The sequence below is a fragment of the Pseudomonas mediterranea CFBP 5447 genome (assembly GCF_000774145.1).
Taxonomy (GTDB): Bacteria; Pseudomonadota; Gammaproteobacteria; order Pseudomonadales; family Pseudomonadaceae; genus Aquipseudomonas; species Aquipseudomonas mediterranea.
In genome coordinates, this window is sequence record NZ_KN322982.1 from 22,045 (window position 1) to 44,041 (window position 21,997).

Here is a 21,997-nt window from a genome sequence, read left to right on the forward strand (position 1 = left end):
GCTGACCGTGTCCCAGACAGCCAAGCGTGACCACGACGTTGCCCAGGCCAAGACCGTCCTGATCGCTGCCGCCGCGCTGGCATTGTTGTTCGGCGTGATTGCCGCCCTGCTCATCACCCGGCAGATCGTCGTCCCGCTCGGCCAGACCCTGCAGGTCGCCGAACGGGTAGCCTCCGGCGACTTGAGCCACAACCTGACCTCCGACCGTCGCGACGAAATGGGCCAACTGCAACGTGCCATGCAAAGCATGACCGTGAGCCTGCGGCAGTTGATCGGAGGTATCGGCGAAGGCGTCACCCAAATCGCCAGCGCCGCCGAACAGCTTTCAGCCGTAACCGAGCAGACCAGCGCCGGGGTCAGCAGCCAGAAGGTCGAGACCGATCAGGTCGCCACCGCCATGCACGAAATGACCGCCACGGTGCAGGATGTCGCGCGCAACGCCGAGGAAGCTTCCGAGGCCGCCGTTGCCGCCGACCAGCAAGCCCGCGAGGGTGAGCGAGTGGTGGGCGAAGCCATCGCCCAGATCGAGCGGCTGGCCAACGAAGTCGGCAACTCCACCGCCGCCATGGGTGACTTGAAGCGCGAGAGCGACAAGATCGGCAGCGTCCTGGATGTGATCAAGTCTGTCGCCCAGCAAACCAACCTGCTGGCGCTCAACGCCGCCATCGAAGCCGCCCGCGCCGGTGAGGCCGGGCGTGGTTTCGCCGTGGTTGCCGATGAGGTCCGCAGCCTGGCCCAACGCACTCAGAAATCCACCGAAGAGATCGAAGAACTCATCCTCGGGCTGCAAAGCGGAACTGAAAAGGTCGCGAGCATCATGGACAGCAGCCGCGGCCTGACCGACAGCAGCGTCGAACTCACCCGCCGGGCCGGAAGCTCCCTGGAAAACATCACCCGCACGGTCTCGGCCATCCAATCGATGAACCAGCAGATCGCCGCTGCGGCCGAGCAGCAGAGCGCCACCGCCGAAGAGATCAACCGCAGCGTATTGAACGTGCGCGACGTCTCCGAACAGACCTCCGCCGCCAGCGAAGAAACCGCCGCCTCCAGCGCCGAACTGGCACGTCTCGGTGTGCATTTGCAGACGTTGGTGGGGCGGTTCAAGGTCTAGAGAGACATAATCCTTCCCCTGTGGGAGCTGAGCTTGCTCGCGATGAAGTCGACGCGGTCCCTCTGCAAGATCGCGTTATCGTTCATCGCGGGCAAGCCTTGCTCCCACAGACAACACCGTCCCTTGTGGGAGCGAGCCTGCTCGTGATGAAAGCGCCGCGGTTCTTCTGTCAGACCGCGTTATCGTTCATCGCGAGCAGGCTCGCTCCCACAGGGTTGGGTGCTGTTGTGGGAGAGTTGAGCAAGGCTACATCGTCTTGCGCCATTGCCTACAACTGCGCCAGAATCCGCCGGCTTGTGCGCTTGGGGTCTGGGTCCTATCGTTTGCGGGTCGCTGTCGGTTCAGCGATCGGGTTTAGCAGCTCGGACAATCCTAGACGTACAGTTCTCCACATTCGTGTTCAGACTTCAGTGTCTACACGTCTATGTCATGGCGGTTGTGCGTGGGAGACCTCAGGGTCTGCCGGGTTCTAGGGGCCGGTCTGCTAACCCGCGTACAGTCGCCACCTTTTTGTTTAGCAGCGAATTCTGGCGGCTCCATTACCCTAGGAGCGTCACCATGTTCAAGATCACACCCAACCCTCCGGAAACGGCCCCCGCCTCTTCCTACACCGGCCTCGACCCCGAAAAATTCCAGGAAGCCACCGAGCGGACATTGGATTTCTACCTGAAACCGAAACACCCGGAACCCGAGAAAGCGCCGCCCCCTGGCCAGCTCTTCACCATTGTGGACGATATCGACACCGAGTGTCTGTTGGCCAACCTCAGCGAGACCCTGGCTTCGGCCAACGTCATGGCCAGCGACCTGGCGTTCGAGCTGGATGGCCCGCGGCGGCATTTTGCCTTGGGTCTTCAGCAGTTGATCGAGTTGAGTGGTTTGCTGGCGAATCGGGCGCTGGATCGGGTCGACCCCAGGCCATAGCCGGACGATAACCTGTGGCGAGGGAGCTTGCTCCCGCTTGGGCGCGAAGCGGCCATCGGCGGCGCACAGGCTTGCGACTGCTTCGCAGCCGAGCGGGAGCAAGCTCCCTCGCCACAGGGGTGGTGTTCACAGACACCCAACAAAAAGCCCCGCTTCCTTTTGGGAAAGCGGGGCTTTTTGTACATCAGGCTACTTGAATCTGTGCACTCACCGGCTGAAGCGGTAGCAGCGGTGCATGGGGATCGGCCTTGACCGATGCACGCCATGCCGCCAGCCATTCGGGATGGCTTTCGCTCCAGATCTGCTCATGCAGTCGGGACAGAGCCACCGGATCGCTCAGCAGCGCCAGTCGCTCGCCGTTGTTGAGCCCGGCCGGGCCGACCTTCAACGCATGACGAACGCGTTCGACCCGCAGCCATTCGATCGGCTCGGCCTGGCGGTGCCGGGATGTCGCCAACGCATACGCCAGGGCGTTTTGCTGAGGGTCGACCACCGCGCGAATGAAGCCGTCGTTCAACGCATGCCAACGGTTCTCGTGGGTGTACTGGTCGGTCGACACCAGCTCTTGTGGTGGCGCGTATTCCTCAGGGATCAGGAACAGGCTTTCATCACGGGACTTCAAGCCCAGGCCGACACGGCTGGAGATCACCGACACCGGGATCGACAGCATCAGCGAACCGACGATCGGCACCAGCCACCACAGGAAGCTCGGGTTCAACCAGATCACCAGCAGTGCCCAGAAGAAGCCCAGCAGGGTCTGTGGACCGTGACGCTTGACCGCTTCGCTCCAGGGCGTCGAGTCGTCGTCACGTTGCGGCGAGTTCCAGGTGGCGGCCCAGCCCAGGAACGCGGCAAGCACGAAACGGGTGTGGAAAATCATCCGCACCGGCGCCAGCAACATGGAGAACAACATCTCCAGCAGCATCGACACCGTTACCTTGAACTTGCCACCAAACTCCTTCGCACCCTTGGCCCAGATCAGGATGACGCTCAACAGCTTGGGCAGGAACAGCAGCACGATGGTGGTGGAGAACAGGGCGATGGCCTTCTCCGGATGCCATTGCGGCCAGAGCGGATACAGCTGGCGCGGCTCGAGGAAGTATTGCGGCTCCATCAGCGTGTTCACCGCCAGCAGCGCGGTGGACAGCACCAGGAAGAAGAACCACAAGGGTGCCGACAGGTAGGACATCACCCCGGTCAGGAACACCGCGCGGTGCACCGGATGCATGCCCTTGACCAGGAACAGCCGGAAGTTCATCAGGTTGCCGTGGCACCAGCGCCGGTCACGCTTGAGTTCGTCCAGCAGGTTCGGCGGCAACTCTTCGTAGCTGCCCGGCAGGTCATAGGCAATCCACACGCCCCAGCCGGCACGGCGCATCAGCGCGGCCTCGACGAAGTCGTGGGACAGGATCGCACCGGCGAACGCGCCTTTACCGGGCAGCGGCGCCAGGGCGCAGTGCTCGATGAACGGCTTCATGCGGATGATCGCGTTGTGGCCCCAGTAGTGGGATTCCCCCAACTGCCAGAAGTGCAGGCCGGCGGTGAACAACGGACCGTACACCCGGGTAGCGAACTGCTGCATGCGCGCATACAGCGTGTCCATGCCCGAAGCCTTTGGCGCGGTCTGGATGATCCCCGCGTCCGGCGTGGCTTCCATCAGGCGTACCAGGCTGGTCAGGCATTCGCCGCTCATGACGCTGTCGGCGTCGAGCACGACCATGTACTTGTAGTCGCTGCCCCAACGGCGGCAGAAGTCGTCGAGGTTGCCGCTCTTGCGCTTCACGCGACGACGGCGGCGGCGATAGAAGATCTTGCCCAGGCCGCCAGCTTCGCGGCAGACGTCCAGCCAGGCCTGCTGTTCGGCGACGCAGATATCGGTCTCGTTACTGTCGCTGAGCACGAAGAAGTCGAAACGATCCAGATCACCCGTGGCCTTCACCGACTCGAAAGTCGCGCGCAAGCCGGCGAACACCCGGGGTACGTCTTCGTTGCAGATCGGCATCACCAGTGCGGTACGGGCGTCCTTGGGAATCGGCTCGTTGCCGGCGCTGGCGCCGGAAATGCGGTACTTGTCGTGACCGGTGAGCAGTTCCAGGAAGCCCATCAGCGCGGTCCAGAAACCGGCCGAAACCCAGCAGAACAGGATCCCGAACATGATCAGGATGCTGGTTTGCAGGGCATACGGCAGCACTTGCGTGGCGGTCTGCAGCAATGGCTGGTGCAGGACTTCATCCAGGTCCACGAGCGACCAGCCCTGGTACGGCATGATGCCTTTCATGTACCAGCCGGCGACGATGGTCTGGCCGAGCATGAGGATCAGCAGGATATAGCGGCGGATCGAGCCCACGGTTCGCCAGCGCGCATGGGGCAGCACCCGCTCGTCCTTGGGCGGCTTCGGCGGGTTGGTGCGGCCGGTCATCCGGCGCCAGGCGCGCACCAGGATGTTGGTGCGCCAGGGCTCCGGCACGACTTTGGTCCGACGAATCGGCGGCGTGGCTTTCAGCCGCACGCGACCGCTGGAGTCGAGCCCCAGCATCTCTGCATCTTCGAGCTCTTCGGCAGTGCTCAGGACCAGGCGACGACCCACCGAGGCCTGCGCCGCCTCGGTGGGACCGTCGAAGGTCGAAGACGAAAGACGTTCATGCAATTCGCTGAAGGACTTGCAGCCCGCCAACTCGGCGCGCTGCTGGTCGGTCATTGGCAAATGGGCCAGATATTCGCTGAGCGTCTCTGGCGGTACTGGCGTATTACTCATCGGCTGGCAACTGGTAGCTCCAGGTCTCGGTCAGGACTTGTTCAGTCGGTTCCGGTTCCTGCGGGGTTGGGGTCGCCTCAGCAGCGTCGGATGCCTTGACGGCCTTGGCTTCTTCTTTGGCTTGTTCTTTTGCTTTTTCTGCTTCTTTTTCGCCTTGTTGCTTGGCGATCTTGTCGGCCTTGGCCAAGGTGGCGGTCACGGAGTGCGACGCGGCCGGCGCTTCGACAGGCGTCAACGGACGGACCAGCGCCGCGCGCATTTCGGTGGACTGCTTCGCATCCTTGATCTTCAAGCGCAAGGTCAGGCGCCAGCCCTTGGTTTCAGGGTTGTAGCGCACACTGTTTTCGACGACCTCGGCGTTATCGCCGACGCTCACCTGGCTACGCACCTCGGCGTCTTCGGGCAGTGCCTGCAGGGACGGGCCTTCGAAATCCACCAGGTAGGCGACGCTGCCGTCCGGCTGGCGAATCAGGTTGGACTGCTTCACGTCACCGGTGGAACGCAGGGTCTGCTTGACCCAGGCGCTGTCAGGCGAGTGCAGGCTGGCTTCGTCGAGGGTCCAGTGCAGGCGGTAGCCGAAGTCCAGCGGCTGGCCGGGCTCAGGCAGTTTTTCCGGGCTCCAGAAGGCAACGATGTTGTCGTTGGTTTCGTCGGCGGTCGGGATTTCCACCAGATCGACAGAACCCTTGCCCCAGTCGCCTTTCGGTTCGATCCAGGCGCTCGGACGCTTGTCGTAGCGGTCGTCCAGGTCTTCGTAGTGACTGAAGTCACGACCACGTTGCAGCAAGCCGAAACCACGTGGGTTTTCCACCGAGAAATTGCTCACGGCCAGGTGTTTCGGGTTGTTCAGCGGACGCCAGATCCACTCGCCGTTACCGGCATGGATCGACAGGCCGCTGGAATCGTGCAGCTCGCGGCGGTAGTTCAGCACCTTGGACGGCTGGTTCGCGCCGAACAGGAACATGCTGGTCAGCGGGGCGACGCCCAGCTTGTTGACGCGGTCGCGCAGGAACATGCGTGCCTTCACGTCGACGACAGTGTCGGTGCCCGGACGCAGGGTCAGGCGGTAGGCACCGGTGGCCCGAGGCGAATCCAGCAGGGCGAAGATCACCAGGTGCTTGTCGGTCGGTTTCGGGCGTTGGATCCAGAACTCGCGGAACCGCGGAAATTCTTCACCGGATGGCAATGCGGTATCGATCGCCATGCCGCGGGCGGACAAGCCGTAAGTCTGGCCCTTGCCGATGACGCGGAAATAGCTCGCGCCCAGCATGGTCATGATTTCGTCCTGCTTGTCGGCCTTGTTGATCGGGTACAGCACGCGGAAACCCGCGTAGCCCAACTGCTCGGTCGCCTTGGGGTCGAACTGCACGTCGCCGAAGTCGAAGCGCGTCGGGTCGTACTTGATTTCTTCGACGTTGGTCGCGGTGATTTCGTTGATTTTCACCGGCGTATCGAAGTGCATGCCCTGGTGATAGAACGACAGCCGGAACGGCGTCTTCTGGTCGGCCCATTCGGCTTTTTCGGTGCGGAAACGGATTTTTTGATAGTCGCCGAATTTCATGTCGCGAAATTCGTTGGGCAGATTGCTGCGCGGGGCTTCGAATTTTTGCCCGGCCAGTTCTTTAGCCTTCGCCGATACATCATCCAGGCTGAATGCCCACAGTTGGCCCGCACCGAGCAGGCACAGCAGCGCCGAGCCCGCTACCAGAGCGTTTCGAAACCGTTTGGCAGACATTTTTGGTGCATTACAGGGACTAACAATCACGAGCAACCCTCGCCGAAAACAGATCAAAAAACCAACGGCCAGATAAAGTATCCGCTTGGTAACGGCATTGAAAAACCGACCTTGCGGAGCACCCTTGCCAAGTTGGCGAGCATTGTTCCGACTCCGATGGGACAAAATGATTCCCCAAACGGCTCAGGACAAGTCTCTACCTAAGTCAAATGGACCAGCGAACGCCGATCCCCCGTAGCGCGCGATTATCTAGCAGGCCGCGTGACAACGCATCAGGGGCAACGAAGTATTTATCGAGAAAACTCCCTGTTTAACCTCGAAACAGAACCGAAAAGGTGTTTCAAACGCTTTCAGACCTGTAACAGAAAGGTTACCGGGCCATCATTGACCAAATGCACTTGCATGTCGGCGCCGAATCTACCTGATGCCACAGTGCCATGCACCTCTTTCGCTTGACCGACCAGATAGCTGAAGAGTTCCTCTCCCAACGCCGGAGGCGCGGCCGTCGAAAAACTCGGGCGCAAGCCGCTTTTGGTGTCCGCCGCCAAGGTGAATTGTGACACCAGCAACAAACCACCCCCGACGTCCGCCAGGGACAGGTTCATCTTGCCGTCGGCGTCACTGAACACCCTGTAGTTAAGCAGCTTGTGCAGCAGCTTGTCGGCGCTGGCGCGGGTATCCTCGGGTTCGACCGCCACCAGGACCAGCAAACCCTGGTCCACGGCCCCCACGATATCGCCCGCGACCTCGACCCGGGCGCCACGGACCCGCTGCAACAGCCCCTTCATGCTTCTTCGGGCGGCAGGTCGAGCAAGCGCCGGGCCATTTGCCCGGCGGCGCGCACCAGTGCGTCGGTAATACCCGGCTCCGAGGCTGCATGGCCCGCATCGCGGATCACCTGCAGTTCGCTGTTGGGCCAGTTCTGATGCAGTTCCCAGGCGTTATCCAGCGGGCAGATCACGTCATAGCGGCCATGCACGATGACGCCCGGCAAATGGGCGATCTTGCCCATGTCGCGAATCAGCTGGTTGGGTTCGAGGAAAGCGTTGTTGGTGAAGTAATGGCATTCGATCCGAGCGATCGACAGCGCACGCTGCGGCTCGGAGAAGCGGTCGACCACCAGCGGGTTCGGGCGCAGGGTCGCGGTACGCCCCTCCCAGATCGACCAGGCCTTGGCCGCGTGCATCTGGGCGATCTGGTCATTGCCGGTCAGGCGTTTGTGGAAGGCGCTGAGCAGGTCGTCGCGCTCATCCTGGGGAATCGGCGCAATGTAGTCCTGCCAGTAATCGGGGAACAGGCGACTGGCGCCGGCCTGATAGAACCACTCGATCTCCTGCGGGCGGCAGAGAAAAATCCCACGCAGGATCAGGCCATGGACCCGCTCCGGATGGGTCTGGGCATAGGCCAGGGCCAGGGTCGAGCCCCAGGAGCCGCCGAACAGTACCCATTTCTCGATGCCCAGGTGCTTGCGGATGCGCTCCAGGTCTTCGACCAGATCCCAGGTGGTGTTGTTTTCCAGGCTGGCATGGGGCGTGGAACGACCACAGCCGCGCTGATCGAAAGTAACAATGCGATACAGGTTCGGATCGAAGTAGCGACGGCTCTGCGCGTCGCAACCCGCACCCGGACCACCATGAATGAACACCACCGGCAGGCCTTCCGGAGAGCCGCTTTCATCGACATAGAGCGTGTGGGTGTCATCGACAGCCAGATCGTGCCGGGCATGGGGTTTGATCTGCGGGTACAAAGTCTGCATTGGGCGCTCCGTAAGGGGTCGAGTCATCCCTGTAGGGACTCTATTTAATCTGCCGTCCGGCATCATAAACCCGAATTACCTCAATGAGCATGCCCCTGCCCAAACAATACAGAACCCTGTGGCGAGGGGATTCATCCCCGCTGGGTCGCGCAACGGCCCCAACAGCGAGCGAGCCGCGCCGACCATCTGGGACTGCTGCGCAGTCCAGCGGGGATGAATCCCCTCGCCACAAGGGTTTTTCAATGACTTTACTTGCCGTACGTTGTCTGCCCCCAGGCCAGCAGGCCCTCGAGCAGCTCCCGGAGGACAACCCGGGTCGGCTCTGCCAGATCCGCCCGATAGTTGAACGGCTCGAACTCTTCCATGTAGGTGCTCTGGCACAGTTCCAGTTGCACCGCATGGATGTTCTCGGCCGGGTTACCGTAATGCCGGGTGATGTGTCCGCCCTTGAAACGCCCGTTGAGCACATGGGTGAACGCGCCGTGACGGGCGCAGATGGCTTCGAGCTGACTCGCCAGCACCGGGTCGCAGCTGGCGCCGTTGAAGGTGCCGAGGTTGAAGTCCGGCAGCTTGCCGTCGAACAGGTGCGGGATCACCGAACGGATCGAGTGGGCGTCGAACAGCAAGGCGTAGCCGAACTCGGCCTTGAGCCGCGCCAGCTCCTCTTGCAAGGCCTGGTGATAGGGCATCCAGATCTGCTGCAGGTAGGTGGCCCGTTCTTCGGCGGAAGGCTCGAGCCCTTCGCGAAACAGCGGCACGCCATCGAACAGCGTCGCCGGGTACAGGCCGGTGGTGGCGCCGACGTACATCGGTGCGTCGTCGGAGGGCCGGTTCAGGTCGACGACGAACCGTGAGTACTCGGCGGACAGGAGGCTGGCGCCCAGCTCAGCGGCAAAATCGTAGAGCCTGGGGATGTGCCAGTCGGTGTCCGGCAGGCTCCGGGCTTCGCCGATCAACCCGGCCTTCACTGCCGGGGTCAGGCGCAGGCCGGCGTGGGGCATGCTGATCAACAACGGCACGCGCCCCCGGGTGAAATTCAGGACCTTCTCCACAAGCATTCTCCTCAAGCGAGTTCAACGCCGTGACGCACGACGCGTTTTTCCAGTTCACCGCCCAGCCAGTACGCAAGGTCGGCCGGACGATCGATGTGCCAGGCGACAAAATCCGCCACCTTGCCGACCTCCAGCGAGCCATGGGTGCGGGCCATGCCCAGGGCCTGGGCGGCGTGGATCGTTGCGCCGGCCAGGGCTTCTTCCGGGGTCATCCGGAAGCAGGTGCAGGCCATGTTCAACATCAGGCGCACCGACAGCGCCGGCGAGGTGCCGGGGTTGAGGTCGCTGGCCACGGCGATTTTCACGCCGTGCTTGCGCAGGGCATCCATCGGCGGCAGTTGGGTTTCCCGAAGGAAGTAGAACGCCCCCGGCAGCAGTACGGCCACGGTGCCGGATTCAGCCATGGCGATGGCATCGTCCTCGGTCATGAACTCCAGGTGATCCGCCGACAGCGCCTGGTAACGGGCCGCCAGGCTCGAGCCGTGCAAGGAAGACAATTGTTCGGCGTGCAGCTTCACCGGCAAGCCCAGCTGCTGCGCCGTGACGAACACCCGCTCGACCTGCGCCGGGGAAAACGCCAGGTACTCGCAGAAGGCATCCACCGCGTCCACCAGCCCTTCAGCTGCCAGGGCCGGGATCATTTCGGCGCAGATGTGCTCGATGTAGTCGTCGGCGCGGTCGACGTATTCCGGCGGCAACGCGTGGGCAGCCAGGCAGGTGCTGCGCACGCTGACCGGCAGTTCGGCAGCGAGACGACGGGCGACCCGCAGCATCTTGCGTTCGTTGGCCAGGTCCAGGCCGTAGCCGGACTTGATTTCCACCGTGGTCACACCGTCGCGCATCAGGCTTTTCAGGCGTTTGGCGGCGCTGGTGAACAGTTCGTCCTCAGTGGCGGCTCGGGTGGCGCGCACGGTACTGGCGATACCGCCACCCGCTGCAGCGATCTCGGCGTAGCTGACGCCTTGCAGACGCTGTTCGAATTCACCGCTGCGGTTACCGCCGAACACCGCGTGGGTGTGGCAGTCGATCAGGCCCGGAGTGACCCAGGCGCCCTTGAGGTCGTTGACCGCCGCATAGTCGCCAGCCGGCACTTCTGCGCGCGGGCCAATCCAGTGGATGTGTTCGCCCTGGGTGACGATGGCGGCATCTTCGATGATCGAGTAGACGCCCTGGGCCATGGTGGCGGCGTGGCAGTTTTGCCAGAGGGTTTTCATTGACGTCCTCCGTCAGGATCGTTCCCACGCTCTGCGTGGGAATGCAGTCCGGGACGCTCCGCGTCCCTTGTCGAGCGGGACGCAGAGCGTCCCATGAGGCATTCCCACGCAGAGCATGGGAACGATCGGGTCAGTCCTGGAAACTCGGCAACAGGTTCGCCATGACCAGTTCGTTCAGGCAACGGCTCGCCAACAGCTCACTGGCGGCATTGATGTCCGGAGCAAAGAAGCGATCCTTCTCATAGAACGGCACTTCAGCGCGCAGGAGGCCGCGAGCCTGTTCCAGCTTCGGCGAGGTCTTCAAGCCGCCGCGCAGGTCCAAGCCCTGGCACGCCGCCAGCCACTCCACCGCCAGGATGCCACGGGTGTTCTCCGCCATTTCCCACAGGCGCTTGCCGGCAGCCGGGGCCATGGACACGTGGTCTTCCTGGTTGGCGGAGGTCGGCAGGCTGTCCACCGAATGAGGATGGGACAGCGCCTTGTTTTCACTCGCCAGGGCCGCCGCGGTGACCTGGGCGATCATGAAGCCGGAGTTGACCCCGCCGTTACCCACCAGGAACGGTGGCAACTGCGACATGTGCTTGTCCATCATCAGGGAAATGCGACGCTCGCTCAGGGAGCCGATTTCGGCAATCGCCAGGGCCATGTTGTCGGCGGCCATCGCCACGGGTTCGGCGTGGAAGTTGCCACCGGAAATCACATCGCCCTCGGCGGCGAACACCAACGGGTTATCCGAGACGGCGTTGGCCTCGATCACCAGCACTTCGGCCGCCTGGCGGAACTGGGTCAGGCAGGCGCCCATCACTTGCGGCTGGCAACGCAGGGAATACGGATCCTGGACCTTGTCGCAGTTCTGGTGCGAAGCGGACACTTCGCTGCGCTCGCCCAGCAGGTCGCGGTACGCGGCGGCGGCGTCGATCTGGCCTTTCTGGCCACGGGCGGCATGGATACGTGCATCGAACGGCGAACGGGAGCCGAGCACGGCTTCTACCGTGAGGCTGCCCAGCGCCAGGGCACCGGCAAACAGATCTTCGCCTTCGAACAGGCCGCGCAGAGCAAATGCGGTGGACACCTGGGTGCCGTTGAGCAATGCCAGGCCTTCTTTGGCAGCCAGGGTCAGCGGCGCGAGACCGGCGACTTTCAACGCGTCGACGGCCGGCAGCCATTCACCTTTGTAGCGCGCCTTGCCTTCGCCCAGCAACACCAGGGACATGTGGGCCAACGGTGCCAGGTCGCCGGAAGCGCCGACCGAACCCTTGAGTGGAATGTGCGGATAGACCTCGGCGTTCACCAGCGCGATCAGCGCATCGATCACCTGCCGGCGAATGCCGGAAAAGCCCCGGCTCAGGCTGTTGACCTTGAGCACCATGATCAAGCGCACCAGCGCATCGCTGATCGGCTCACCCACGCCGGCGGCATGGGACAGCACCAGGGAGCGCTGCAGGTTTTCCAGGTCTTCGCTGGCGATGCGGGTCGAGGCCAGCAGGCCGAAACCGGTGTTGATGCCGTAGGCAGTGCGGTTCTCGGCGAGGATCTGCTCCACGCAGGCCACGCTGGCTTCGATCTGCGCCGAAGCGCTGGCGTCGAGGCTCAGCGTCACCGGTTGCTGGTAGATGTCACGTAATTGAGCCAGGCTCAGTTGGCCCGGGATCAAGTTCAAAGCGGTCATTTCCTGCTCCTTTTGAGAGTTTTTATTTACCCGCCAGTCGCTCCGGAATGTTCCGTTATCCGTCATCCTCGCTTCATGGGCGATAGATGCCTTGGCACGCTGGCGGTTTTGATCAATTCAAATTTGGTAACGCGTTGTGCAACATATTTGGATCTTTCAGCAGCGCAGCGGCATTGGCGATGTCCGGCGCCAGCCAGCGATCCTGGTCGTAGGCCGGAACGCGCCCGCGCAGCAGTTTCCAGGCGATATCGGTACCAGCACCAAAGCGCTGCGCCTTGAGGAATTCGAAGGCCTGGGCCGCCAGCAGGTATTCGATGGCGAGAATCTGCGTGCAGTTATCCAACGCCCTGTGCAGTTTCAGGGCGGCGTTGGTGCCCATGCTCAGGTGGTCTTCCTGCAAGCCCGAGGTCACGTAATTATCGAGTACCGCCGGTTGCGCCAATTGGCGATTCTCCGCGCATAGCGAGGCGGCGACGTACTGTACGATCATCATCCCCGAGTTCACGCCGGGGTTGGCCACCAGGAAGGCCGGCAGTCCGCTGACATGCGGGTTGATCAACCGGTCGAGACGGCGCTCGGCGATGGAGCCGATTTCCGCCATGGCAATCGCCAGCAGATCCGCCGCCAGGGCCACCGATTGGCCGTGGGGATTGGCCTGGGACATGACCCGGAAGTTATCCGGCGTCCCCAGCAGCAGCGGGTTATCGGTGGCGGCGTTGAGTTCGGTTTCGATCTGCTGCCGGGCATGGGCCAATTGATCGCGCGCGGCGCCGTGCACCTGAGGGATCGAACGGATGCTCAAGGCATCCTGGGTGCGAATGCCCAGGCTCGACGCAATGACTTCGCTGCCGTCGAGCAAGGCGCGCAGGTTGGCCCCGACCTGTTGCATGCCAGCGTGCGGCTTGAGGGCGATGATCTCGGCGTCGAACGCGGCGATCTGCCCACGCTGGGCCTCGAAACTCATGGCACCGATCACGTCCGCCCATTGCACCAGCCGCGTCGCATCCGCCAGGGCCAGGCAACTGAGGCCGGTCATGCATGGCGTACCGTTGACCAGGCACAAGCCATCCTTCGCCCCCAACTGAACCGGTTGCAGGCCTTCTGCGGCCAGGGCCTGTTGCGCCGCAACGATCTGGCCGCGATAGCTGACCTGGCCGACACCCAGCAGCGCAATGCTGATGTGGGCCATGTGGGTCAGGTAACCCACCGAACCCTGGGACGGCACTTGCGGGGTGATGCCGCGATTGAGCAGCGCCAGCAGGGCTTCGACCACCCGGCGATGAATGCCGGACCTGCCCTGGCTGTAATTGAGGATCGCGGCGCAGAGAATCGCCCGGGTCTGTTCATCCGCCAGCGGCGCGCCCACGCCACAGGCATGGCTGAGCAAGGTGTTGCGCGACAGCTGGCGGAGTTGTTCATCCTTGAGCGAAACATTGCACAAGGCGCCCAGGCCGGTATTGACGCCATAGGCGCGCTCGCCGCTTTCGACGATGCGCTGGACGATGGCCTGGGCATTGTCGATCCGCGCCCAGGCCTGGGCCGACAGCTCGAGCGTAGCACCAAAGCGGGCGACGGCGACCACGTCCTGCCAACGCAACGGGGCGTCGGCGATGATGATTTTTTCAGCCTGGGACATTGTTGACCTCATGGGTACATCCTGAACATTGATGCAGCTTTACCGACGCTATCGCGAGCAGGGCTCGCTCCCACATTGAAATGCGTTCCCCTGTGGGAGCGAGCCCTGCTCGCGATGAGGCCAGTCCCATCACCACAAATACCTCAGACCACCGCAGCCCGCCGCTGCACGAACCGATCGACGTACTCATCGGCCGGCGAATGCAGGATCTCCCGGGGCGTGCCGACCTGGATCAGCTTGCCGTCCTTGAGAATCGCGATGCGGTTGCCGATGCGCACGGCTTCGTCGAGGTCGTGGGTGATGAAGACGATGGTCTTGTGCAGGGTCTTCTGCAGTTCCAACAGCTGGTCCTGCATCTCGGCGCGGATCAGCGGGTCGAGGGCGCTGAAGGCCTCGTCCATCAGGATGATGTCGGTGTCCGCCGCCAAGGCACGGGCCAGGCCCACACGCTGGCGCATGCCACCGGAGAGCTGGTGCGGGTATTTGTTTTCGTAACCCTTCAGGCCGACGGTGTTGATCCAGTGCTGCGCGCGCTCGGCGCACACCTGTTTGCTCTCGCCGCGGACCTTCAAACCGTAGGCGACGTTGTCCAGCACGCTCTTGTGGGGCAGCAGGCCGAAGCTCTGGAACACCATGCTGATCTTGTGCCGACGGAATTCACGCAAGGCGTCCATGTCCAGTTGCAGGATATCTTCGCCGTCCACCAGGATCGCGCCGCTGGTGGGATCGATCAGGCGGTTGAAGTGCCGCACCAGGGTGGATTTGCCCGAGCCGGACAGACCCATGATCACGAAGATCTCGCCGGTACCGATGCTCAGCGACAGGTCGTTCACCCCGACCACGCAACCGGTCTCGGCCAGCACCTGGTCCTTGGTCTTGTTCTGGCGGATCAGGTCCAGGGCGTCCTTGGACCGATTGCCGAAAATCTTGAAGACGTTCTTGACTTCGATTTTGCTGACAGTTGCGTTGTTCATTTGCTCACCTCATGCCGAGGACGACCATAGGCCTGGGTAATGCGGTCGATGACCACGGCGAGAATCACGATCGCCAGCCCGGCTTCCAGGCCGCGTCCGACGTTGAGGGTCTGGATGCCCACCAGCACATCCTCGCCCAAGCCACGGGCACCGATCATCGAGGCGATGACCACCATCGACAGGGCCATCATGGTGGTCTGGTTGATCCCGGCCATGATGCTCGGCAGGGCCAGGGGCAGTTGCACGCCGAACAGCTGTTGCCAGCGGTTCGCACCGAAAGCGTTGATGGCCTCCATCACTTCGCCATCCACCTGGCGGATGCCCAGGTCGGTCAGGCGAATCAGCGGCGGCGCGGCGTAGATCACCGTGGCGAAGATCGCCGGGACCTTGCCCAGGCCGAACAGCATCAACACCGGAATCAGGTACACGAAGCTCGGCATGGTCTGCATGATGTCCAGCAACGGCATCAGCACCGAACGCAGGCGATTGCTGCGGGCCGAGAGGACGCCCAGCGGGATGCCGATCAACACCGAGATCAGCGTCGCCACCAGCATCAGCGCGAGGGTCTGCATCAGTTTGTCCCACAGGCCCACCGCGCCCACCAGGAACAGCAGGCCGACGATCACCGCCGTGGCCACGACCTTGCGGGTCGCGTGCCAGGCCACGCCACCGACGATGGCCAGCATCAACCACCAGGGCGCCATGCGCAGCAGGCCTTCGAGATTGACGATGGCCCACAGCAGGGTGTCGGAGATGTGCCGGAACACATCGCCATAGTTCGTCACCAGGGCGTCGACCCAACCGTTGACCCAGTCGGCGATGGAAAAGGTAAAGCTTTCGGGAAACATAAGGGACTCTCGATCAGGGGGATGCGGTGAATGTCCCGGCCAGCCCTGGGGTTGGCCGGGAAGTATTCGACCTACAGGGCCGCGTCGATTTTCTTGGCAGCGTCTGCGCTCACCCAGGCGTGCCAGACTTCAGGATGTTCCTTCAGGAAGATCTTCGCCAGTTTCGGCGACTCGATCCGCTCTTTGGCCATGCGTCCGAGGTTCTGGTTCAGGATATCGATAGGCAGGTTGACCTTTTCCAGCACCGCCACCAGTTCCGGGGCCTCGTCGTGGAAGGTCTTGGACAGACCGACCTTGATGCTCACGCTTTTATCCACGCCCGGTTTTTCTTCCAGCTTGACCAGGTCCACCTGGCCCATCAGCGGGGTGGGCGACCAATAGTAGAACAGGATCGGTTCGCCACGCTTGTAGCTCGACAGCACTGCCGCATCCAGCGCCGGTCCGGTGCCTGGACGGAAGTTGGTGTAGGTTTTTTCCAGGCCATAGCTTTTCAGCATCTCGCTGTTGTCCAGCTCACAGGTCCATCCGGCCGGGCAGTTGTAGAAACGGCCCTTGGACGGCTCTTCCGGATCCTTGAAGACAGCGGCGTACTGCCCCAGGTCGGCAATGTTCTTCAGGCCCGGGGCCTTGGCTTCCAGCTTGCGCTTGGCGTCGCCTTCAATCACGTAGCGCGGCACGTACCAGCCTTCGATGGCGCCCACCACCGGAGCGCCGACGCCGACCACTTTGCCGGCCTTCTCGGCCTTGTTCCAGACCTCGCTGCGGCCGACCCACTCTTCGGCAAACACTTGGATGTCGTTGCTGCTCAGGGCGTTTTCCATGGTGATGGAGTTGCCCGGCAGGTTGTCGGTCTTGCAGTCGTAGCCTTTTTCCAACACCACTTGCAGGACGTCGGTCAGCAGCATGGCGCTTTCCCAGTTCAGGCCGGCGAATTTCACCGGTTTGCCCGACTCGCACCAACCCGCCGCCTGGGTGGCGCCGGCGCTGGCCAGCAGGCCCATGGAAAGCAACGTGGTCAGCAGGGTCTTGTTCGATTTCATTGTGTGACGCTCCTAATCAGTGAATTGGCTTACGGCAGTCAAGAGGCATCCAGCCCTGTCAACGTCCCATCAGACCGCTTGGATGCGGCCCGCCCTGCTCGGTTGTGCGTCAACCGCGTCCTGCTCGAGCGGCAGGATCAATTGATCGGGTACAGCGCTGTGCCACTTCTTCGCCGCGACGTAATACAACGCCGCCGGCACCACCAGGCCGATGATCCACGAGATATCCACATCCCCCATCGCTGCCACCAGCGGCCCGGTATAGAACTTGGTGGAGATGAACGGCAATTGGACCAGTACACCCAGCGTATAAACGCTGATGCCCAGGATGTTCCAACGACCGTAGCGACCGTTCGGGTCCACCAGTGCCGGCACGTCGTAGCGCTCGCGAGTGATGCAGTAGTAGTCCACCAGGTTGATCGCGCTCCACGGCGTAAAGAACGCCAGCAAGAACAGGATGAAAGACTTGAACGCACCGAGGAACGAGTGCTGGCCAAGCAGGGCGATCAGGGTCGCCGCGCCGACGATGACCAGCACGAACAGCAGACGCTGCAAGCGCGTAACGTTCAGTTGGCCACGGAAACCGCTGATGATGGTGGCAATGCACATGAAGCTGCCGTAGGAATTCAGCGTGGAAATGGTGACCTTGCCAAACGCGATGCTGAAGTACAGCAACGCAGCGGTGGCGCCGGTACCTCCCAGGCCAACGATGTAGGCCACTTCGTGCCCCGCGAACTGGCCGTTGGCCGAGGCTGCGGCGAATACACCGAGGATCATCGCCACCTGTGCGCCGATAACCGAACCGGCACCCGCGGCAAAGAAGGTTTTTACCGAAGACGTCTTGCTCGGCAGGTAGCGCGAATAGTCAGCCACGTAGGGGCCGAAGGCGATCTGCCAGGATGCCGCCAGCGACACCGCGAGCAGGAAGCTGCTCCAGCTGAAATGACGGATTTGCAGGAGTGCGCCCACGTCCGTCTGGCTTATCAGGCGAGTGAACAGGTAAACAAAGGCAATCACACCAATGATGCTGGCGACACGGCCAATGAAGTGGATCACCCGATAGCCGAGCACCGTGACCAGCACGATGACACTGGCGAAAACGAGGATGCCAACGCTGTCACTGACGCCAAACAACTGGCCTAGCGCCTGGCCGGAAAGCACGGTTCCCGTCGCGGTGAAACCCAGGTACATCAGGCACACCAGCACGATCGGAATGGCCGCGCCATAAACCCCGAACTGCACCCGGCTGGAGATCATCTGCGGCAGGCCAAGCTTGGGGCCTTGCGCGGCATGCAGCGCCATGACGCCACCACCGAGCAACTGGCCGATCAGCAAACCGATCAACGACCAGAACACATCGCCGCCCAGCACCACCGCCAACGCACCGGTGACAATGGCAGTGATCTGCAGGTTGGCCCCCATCCAGAGGGTGAACTGGCTCAACAACCGGCCATGCCTCTCCGCTTCCGGGATGTAGTCGATCGAACGTTTCTCGATCAACGGCTTGCTGCTTGCGCGTGTGCTGCTGGTGGCCATGGTTCAACCTCTGTGGATTGTTCAGGTATTGACTCTGTGCTGCTTTTTTGTGGGAGCGAGCCTGCTCGCGATAGCGATCTGTCGGCCGATGCATGTGTCGAATGTGCCGACGTCATCGCGAGCAGGCTCGCTCCCACAAAGGGACCTGCATTTACTTGCCGGTAATCATCGGCAGGTTCAGGCCCTGTTCCTTGGCGCAATCGATCGCGATCTGGTAACCGGCATCGGCATGACGCATCACCCCGGTGCCCGGATCGTTGTGCAGTACGCGGGCGATACGCTCGGCTGCCTCATCGGTACCGTCGCAGACAATCACCATGCCCGAGTGCTGGGAGAAGCCCATGCCGACGCCGCCACCGTGGTGCAGCGACACCCAGGTCGCGCCGCTGGCGGTGTTGAGCAAGGCGTTGAGCAACGGCCAGTCGGACACGGCGTCGGAGCCGTCCTGCATGGATTCGGTTTCACGGTTGGGGCTGGCCACGGAACCGGAGTCCAGGTGGTCGCGACCGATCACGATCGGCGCCGACAACTCGCCGCTGCGTACCATTTCGTTGAACGCCAGGCCCAGCTTGGCGCGTTGGCCCAGGCCGACCCAGCAGATACGCGCCGGCAGGCCCTGGAAGCTGATGCGCTCGCGGGCCATGTCCAACCAGTTATGCAGGTGGGCGTCGTCGGGGATCAGTTCCTTGACCTTGGCGTCAGTCTTGTAGATGTCCTGCGGGTCACCCGACAGCGCGGCCCAGCGGAACGGACCGATGCCGCGGCAGAACAGCGGACGGATATACGCCGGCACGAAGCCAGGGAAGTCGAAGGCATTCTCGACGCCTTCTTCCTGGGCCATCTGACGGATGTTGTTGCCGTAGTCGAAGGTCGGCACGCCCATTTTCTGGAAGGCCAGCATGGCTTTCACGTGCACCGCCATCGATTGCTTGGCGGCTTTCACCACGGCGGCGGGTTCGGTCTTGGCGCGGGCACGGTACTCGTCCCAGGTCCAGCCGGCCGGCAGGTAACCGTTGAGGGGGTCGTGGGCGCTGGTCTGGTCGGTGACCATGTCCGGACGCACACCGCGACGGACCATTTCCGGCAGGATTTCAGCGGCGTTCCCACACAGTGCGATGGAGATTGCCTTGCCTTCGGCGGTGTATTTCTCGATGCGGGCCAGGGCGTCATCCAGGTCGGTAGCCTGTTCATCGACGTAACGGGTCTTGAGACGGAAATCGATACTGACCTGCTGGCATTCGATGTTCAGCGAGCAGGCGCCGGCCAGTGTGGCGGCCAATGGTTGTGCGCCACCCATGCCGCCCAGGCCGGCGGTCAGGACCCAGCGGCCCTTGAGGTTGGAGTCGTAATGCTGGCGACCGGCTTCGACGAACGTTTCATAAGTACCCTGCACGATGCCCTGGCTGCCGATGTAGATCCAGCTGCCGGCGGTCATCTGGCCGTACATGGCCAGGCCCTTGGCGTCGAGCTCGTTGAAGTGTTCCCAGCTGGCCCAGTGCGGTACCAGGTTGGAGTTGGCGATCAGCACGCGGGGAGCGTTCGTGTGGGTCTTGAACACGCCCACCGGCTTGCCGGATTGCACCAGCAGGGTTTCGTCGTCATTCAGGTTGGTGAGGCTTTCGACGATCTTGTCGTAGCACTCCCAGTTGCGCGCCGCGCGGCCGATGCCACCGTAGACCACCAGCTCCTTGGGATTCTCGGCCACTTGCGGGTCGAGGTTGTTCATCAGCATGCGCAGCGGCGCTTCAGTCAGCCAGCTCTTGGCGGTCAGCGTATTGCCGCGAGGGGCGCGAATTTCAACGTCACGGTATTTTTCGGGTTTGCGGGTAGCGTCGGTCACAGCAAAAACTCCTCAGCGATCAATCCAGACCAGCCCGGGCAATGGGCAGCGATTTCTACGAACGTTGCGTTGAATATCGGGACTCATACGCATACGTCTTTACTTGTATGTACAAGCATATGCAATCAAGCGGCCAACTTGTGGGAGGCCCGTTCAGGAATCTTTTTGGAAATGGCTGGAAAGCACGGAATTGAAGGGCTGGCGAAGGGGACTAAATTTTCGGAGGGGGATTTACAGAGATGAGGATGAGGGGGACAGAAGCGTGGCGTTGCGCCACGCTGGGGCATTCGGTAACAAATTGGTGCGCAAAGCGGGAACAACCTCCAGGCTTTTTGTGGCGAGGGAGCTTGCTCCCGCTGGGGTGGCGAAGCCGCCCCAAAGCTTGGGAGCGCTTCGCACTCCAGCGGGAGCAAGCTCCCTCGCCACAACAGGAATGAGCCCGAACCGAATCAGCGGGCAGTCAGTTCGATCACGCAGCACTGGCCGTCCGTGGAAATCTCCAACAGTCCGGGGTTACCGCTCAGTTGCAAACAGTCGTAGAGGCCCAACTCCGAGGCGGACTCGCCGATCTTGACGTTCAGCGCCGCATCCGCGCTGAACACCAGCACCGTCCCCGCCTCGCTGAAGAACCGCTGCTCGCCCGCCAGCCACTGTAACCGCGCCCGGTAACACTGGGGCGAGTAGATCAGGTTGAAGTCTCGAATCGGGCCGCCCAGCAACGTGCAATGAACGTGGCTCTCACCGCTGAACGCAAACGGGTCCAGGGGATGCAACGGCCGCGTGGCCTGACCATCGACGGTCAGGCTCATGCCATCGCCCTGCAACACGCTGATGACCCGTTCGTAACCGGCAAAGGTGGAAAAACCGCCCGACTCGCCGATATCGGCAATCGACAGCCGCCAACCGAAACCCTCCAGGCCGGTGCCGGCGTCGCGGGTGATTTCCTCGGTGCTGCCACCACCGTTTTTCCATGGCATGCGCGGGTAATCCGCCGCACGCAGAACCTTCAAGTCGCTCACTTGTGAAACCGCCCTTCCAGACTGTGACGGGAACCGGGGTGAATCAGCCGCGCGGCGGTGACCGGCTGACGCCCGGACCAGGTCCGACGACGGATCAACAGGCACGGCTCGCCTCTTTCAATCTGTAGCAGCTTGCATTCGCTCGGCTCGGCCAGGATCGCTTCAACCACGTGCTCACCCTCAGTCAGCGGCGCGACCTGGTTCAAATAGGCGTAGGGCGTTTGCAGGGTGAAGTCCTGCTTGAGGTACTCGGGCGCCACCAGCGCGTTGACGAAGCGGTCCTCGATCTGCACCGGAATGTCGTTTTCAAAATGCACGATCAGCGAGTGGAACACCTTCTGGCCTTCACGCATGTCCAGGGCCAGGGCCCGCTCGGAGCCGGCGGCCTCTTCTTCGAGGGTGATGACCTTGCAGGTGTGGCGATGGCCGCGGGAGGCGATCTCGTCGGCGATGTTGTGTACTTCGAACAGCGCGGACTGGCTCTTGGGCTCGGCGACGAACGTGCCGACGCCCTGCATGCGCACCAACAGGCCGTCGGCGGTCATTTCCCGCAGGGCACGGTTGATGGTCATGCGGCTGAAGCCCAGTTGGCTGACCAGTTCGCTTTCCGACGGCACGCGGTAATGCGGCGGCCAGTTTCCACTGTCGATCTGCTGAGTGATCATCTGTTTGACGCGGGCGTACAAGGGTGCCGGACTGTCACCCAGGTTTGCGGCCAGCGGCGGTTTGGCAGGCGGAGTCGGCACGGCGGTTCCCTGTTCTGCTTATAAAGATTACGAATGTCCTGTATCACAAATACTGTTCCTTTTTGAAGGCGTCTCTTGCCGTCATCCTGCGTTGCCGCTCCTCGCCATAGCCTGCTATGACTCGTCGCGGCGCCTTGCCTGACGA

The 21,997-nt window shown here is 62.4% G+C and carries 16 protein-coding genes and 1 pseudogene; 2 read left to right on the forward strand and 15 right to left on the reverse strand.

What is annotated here, in order from left to right:
* Position 1: 1 nt before the first annotated feature.
* Together N005_RS29925 and N005_RS04360 are read left to right on the forward strand one after the other, a co-directional pair.
* Positions 2 to 1,111: pseudogene (locus N005_RS29925) on the forward strand (methyl-accepting chemotaxis protein); the annotation flags it as partial.
* Positions 1,112 to 1,669: 558 nt separating this feature from the next.
* Positions 1,670 to 2,032 (forward strand): DUF6124 family protein, encoded by a 363-nt coding sequence (locus N005_RS04360; RefSeq protein ID WP_047699753.1) that lies wholly within the window; start codon positions 1,670 to 1,672, stop codon positions 2,030 to 2,032.
* Positions 2,033 to 2,216: 184 nt separating this feature from the next.
* On the opposite strand, the gene mdoH is transcribed toward N005_RS04360, so the two are convergent.
* The 15 genes from mdoH to hutC form a co-directional block, all read right to left on the reverse strand.
* Entirely contained in the window at positions 2,217 to 4,787 is a 2,571-nt protein-coding gene (mdoH, locus tag N005_RS04365) for a glucans biosynthesis glucosyltransferase MdoH (protein ID WP_047699755.1), read from the reverse strand.
* The gene (locus tag N005_RS04370) at positions 4,780 to 6,522 is read right to left on the reverse strand and encodes a glucan biosynthesis protein G (protein ID WP_174245300.1); all 1,743 of its coding nucleotides are present in this window, start codon (positions 6,520 to 6,522) and stop codon (positions 4,780 to 4,782) included. Before N005_RS04370 ends, mdoH begins: the two co-directional genes overlap by 8 nt.
* 350 nt (positions 6,523 to 6,872) lie before the next feature.
* Positions 6,873 to 7,310 (reverse strand): D-aminoacyl-tRNA deacylase, encoded by a 438-nt coding sequence (gene dtd / locus N005_RS04375; RefSeq protein ID WP_047699757.1) that lies wholly within the window; start codon positions 7,308 to 7,310, stop codon positions 6,873 to 6,875.
* Complete coding sequence (gene pip, locus N005_RS04380; protein ID WP_041024743.1) at positions 7,307 to 8,278, reverse strand: prolyl aminopeptidase; 972 nt, start codon at positions 8,276 to 8,278, stop codon at positions 7,307 to 7,309. Before pip ends, dtd begins: the two co-directional genes overlap by 4 nt.
* A gap of 248 nt (positions 8,279 to 8,526) precedes the next feature.
* Positions 8,527 to 9,330 carry an N-formylglutamate deformylase gene (gene hutG, locus N005_RS04385; protein WP_047700149.1) on the reverse strand — a complete coding sequence of 268 codons (804 nt, stop codon included), beginning with the start codon at positions 9,328 to 9,330 and terminating at the stop codon, positions 8,527 to 8,529.
* Positions 9,331 to 9,341: 11 nt separating this feature from the next.
* Positions 9,342 to 10,544: an imidazolonepropionase gene (gene hutI / locus N005_RS04390; protein WP_047699759.1), complete on the reverse strand. Its 1,203-nt coding sequence runs from the start codon at positions 10,542 to 10,544 to the stop codon at positions 9,342 to 9,344.
* A 130-nt stretch (positions 10,545 to 10,674) separates the two neighbouring features.
* Entirely contained in the window at positions 10,675 to 12,213 is a 1,539-nt protein-coding gene (gene hutH / locus N005_RS04395; RefSeq protein ID WP_047699761.1) for a histidine ammonia-lyase, read from the reverse strand.
* Positions 12,214 to 12,325: 112 nt separating this feature from the next.
* On the reverse strand, positions 12,326 to 13,849 hold the full coding sequence (gene hutH / locus N005_RS04400) for a histidine ammonia-lyase (protein ID WP_047699763.1): 1,524 nt from the start codon (positions 13,847 to 13,849) through the stop codon (positions 12,326 to 12,328).
* 143 nt (positions 13,850 to 13,992) lie between these two features.
* Positions 13,993 to 14,823, reverse strand: a complete 831-nt coding sequence (locus N005_RS04405; RefSeq protein ID WP_052126355.1) for a quaternary amine ABC transporter ATP-binding protein — start codon at positions 14,821 to 14,823, stop codon at positions 13,993 to 13,995.
* Positions 14,820 to 15,671 carry an ABC transporter permease gene (locus N005_RS04410; RefSeq protein ID WP_047699765.1) on the reverse strand — a complete coding sequence of 284 codons (852 nt, stop codon included), beginning with the start codon at positions 15,669 to 15,671 and terminating at the stop codon, positions 14,820 to 14,822. Before N005_RS04410 ends, N005_RS04405 begins: the two co-directional genes overlap by 4 nt.
* Before the next feature lie 71 nt (positions 15,672 to 15,742).
* On the reverse strand, positions 15,743 to 16,711 hold the full coding sequence (locus tag N005_RS04415; RefSeq protein ID WP_047699767.1) for an ABC transporter substrate-binding protein: 969 nt from the start codon (positions 16,709 to 16,711) through the stop codon (positions 15,743 to 15,745).
* A 69-nt stretch (positions 16,712 to 16,780) separates the two neighbouring features.
* Positions 16,781 to 18,247 (reverse strand): purine-cytosine permease family protein, encoded by a 1,467-nt coding sequence (locus N005_RS04420; protein WP_047699770.1) that lies wholly within the window; start codon positions 18,245 to 18,247, stop codon positions 16,781 to 16,783.
* Positions 18,248 to 18,398: 151 nt separating this feature from the next.
* Positions 18,399 to 20,087 (reverse strand): urocanate hydratase, encoded by a 1,689-nt coding sequence (hutU, locus tag N005_RS04425; RefSeq protein WP_047699772.1) that lies wholly within the window; start codon positions 20,085 to 20,087, stop codon positions 18,399 to 18,401.
* Between the two features lie 449 nt (positions 20,088 to 20,536).
* Positions 20,537 to 21,106 carry a HutD/Ves family protein gene (locus N005_RS04430; RefSeq protein WP_047699774.1) on the reverse strand — a complete coding sequence of 190 codons (570 nt, stop codon included), beginning with the start codon at positions 21,104 to 21,106 and terminating at the stop codon, positions 20,537 to 20,539.
* A complete protein-coding gene (gene hutC / locus N005_RS04435; RefSeq protein WP_047699776.1) occupies positions 21,103 to 21,852 on the reverse strand; it encodes a histidine utilization transcriptional repressor HutC in 750 nt (249 codons plus the stop codon). The genes N005_RS04430 and hutC overlap by 4 nt, the downstream gene beginning before the upstream one ends.
* Positions 21,853 to 21,997 lie beyond the last annotated feature (145 nt).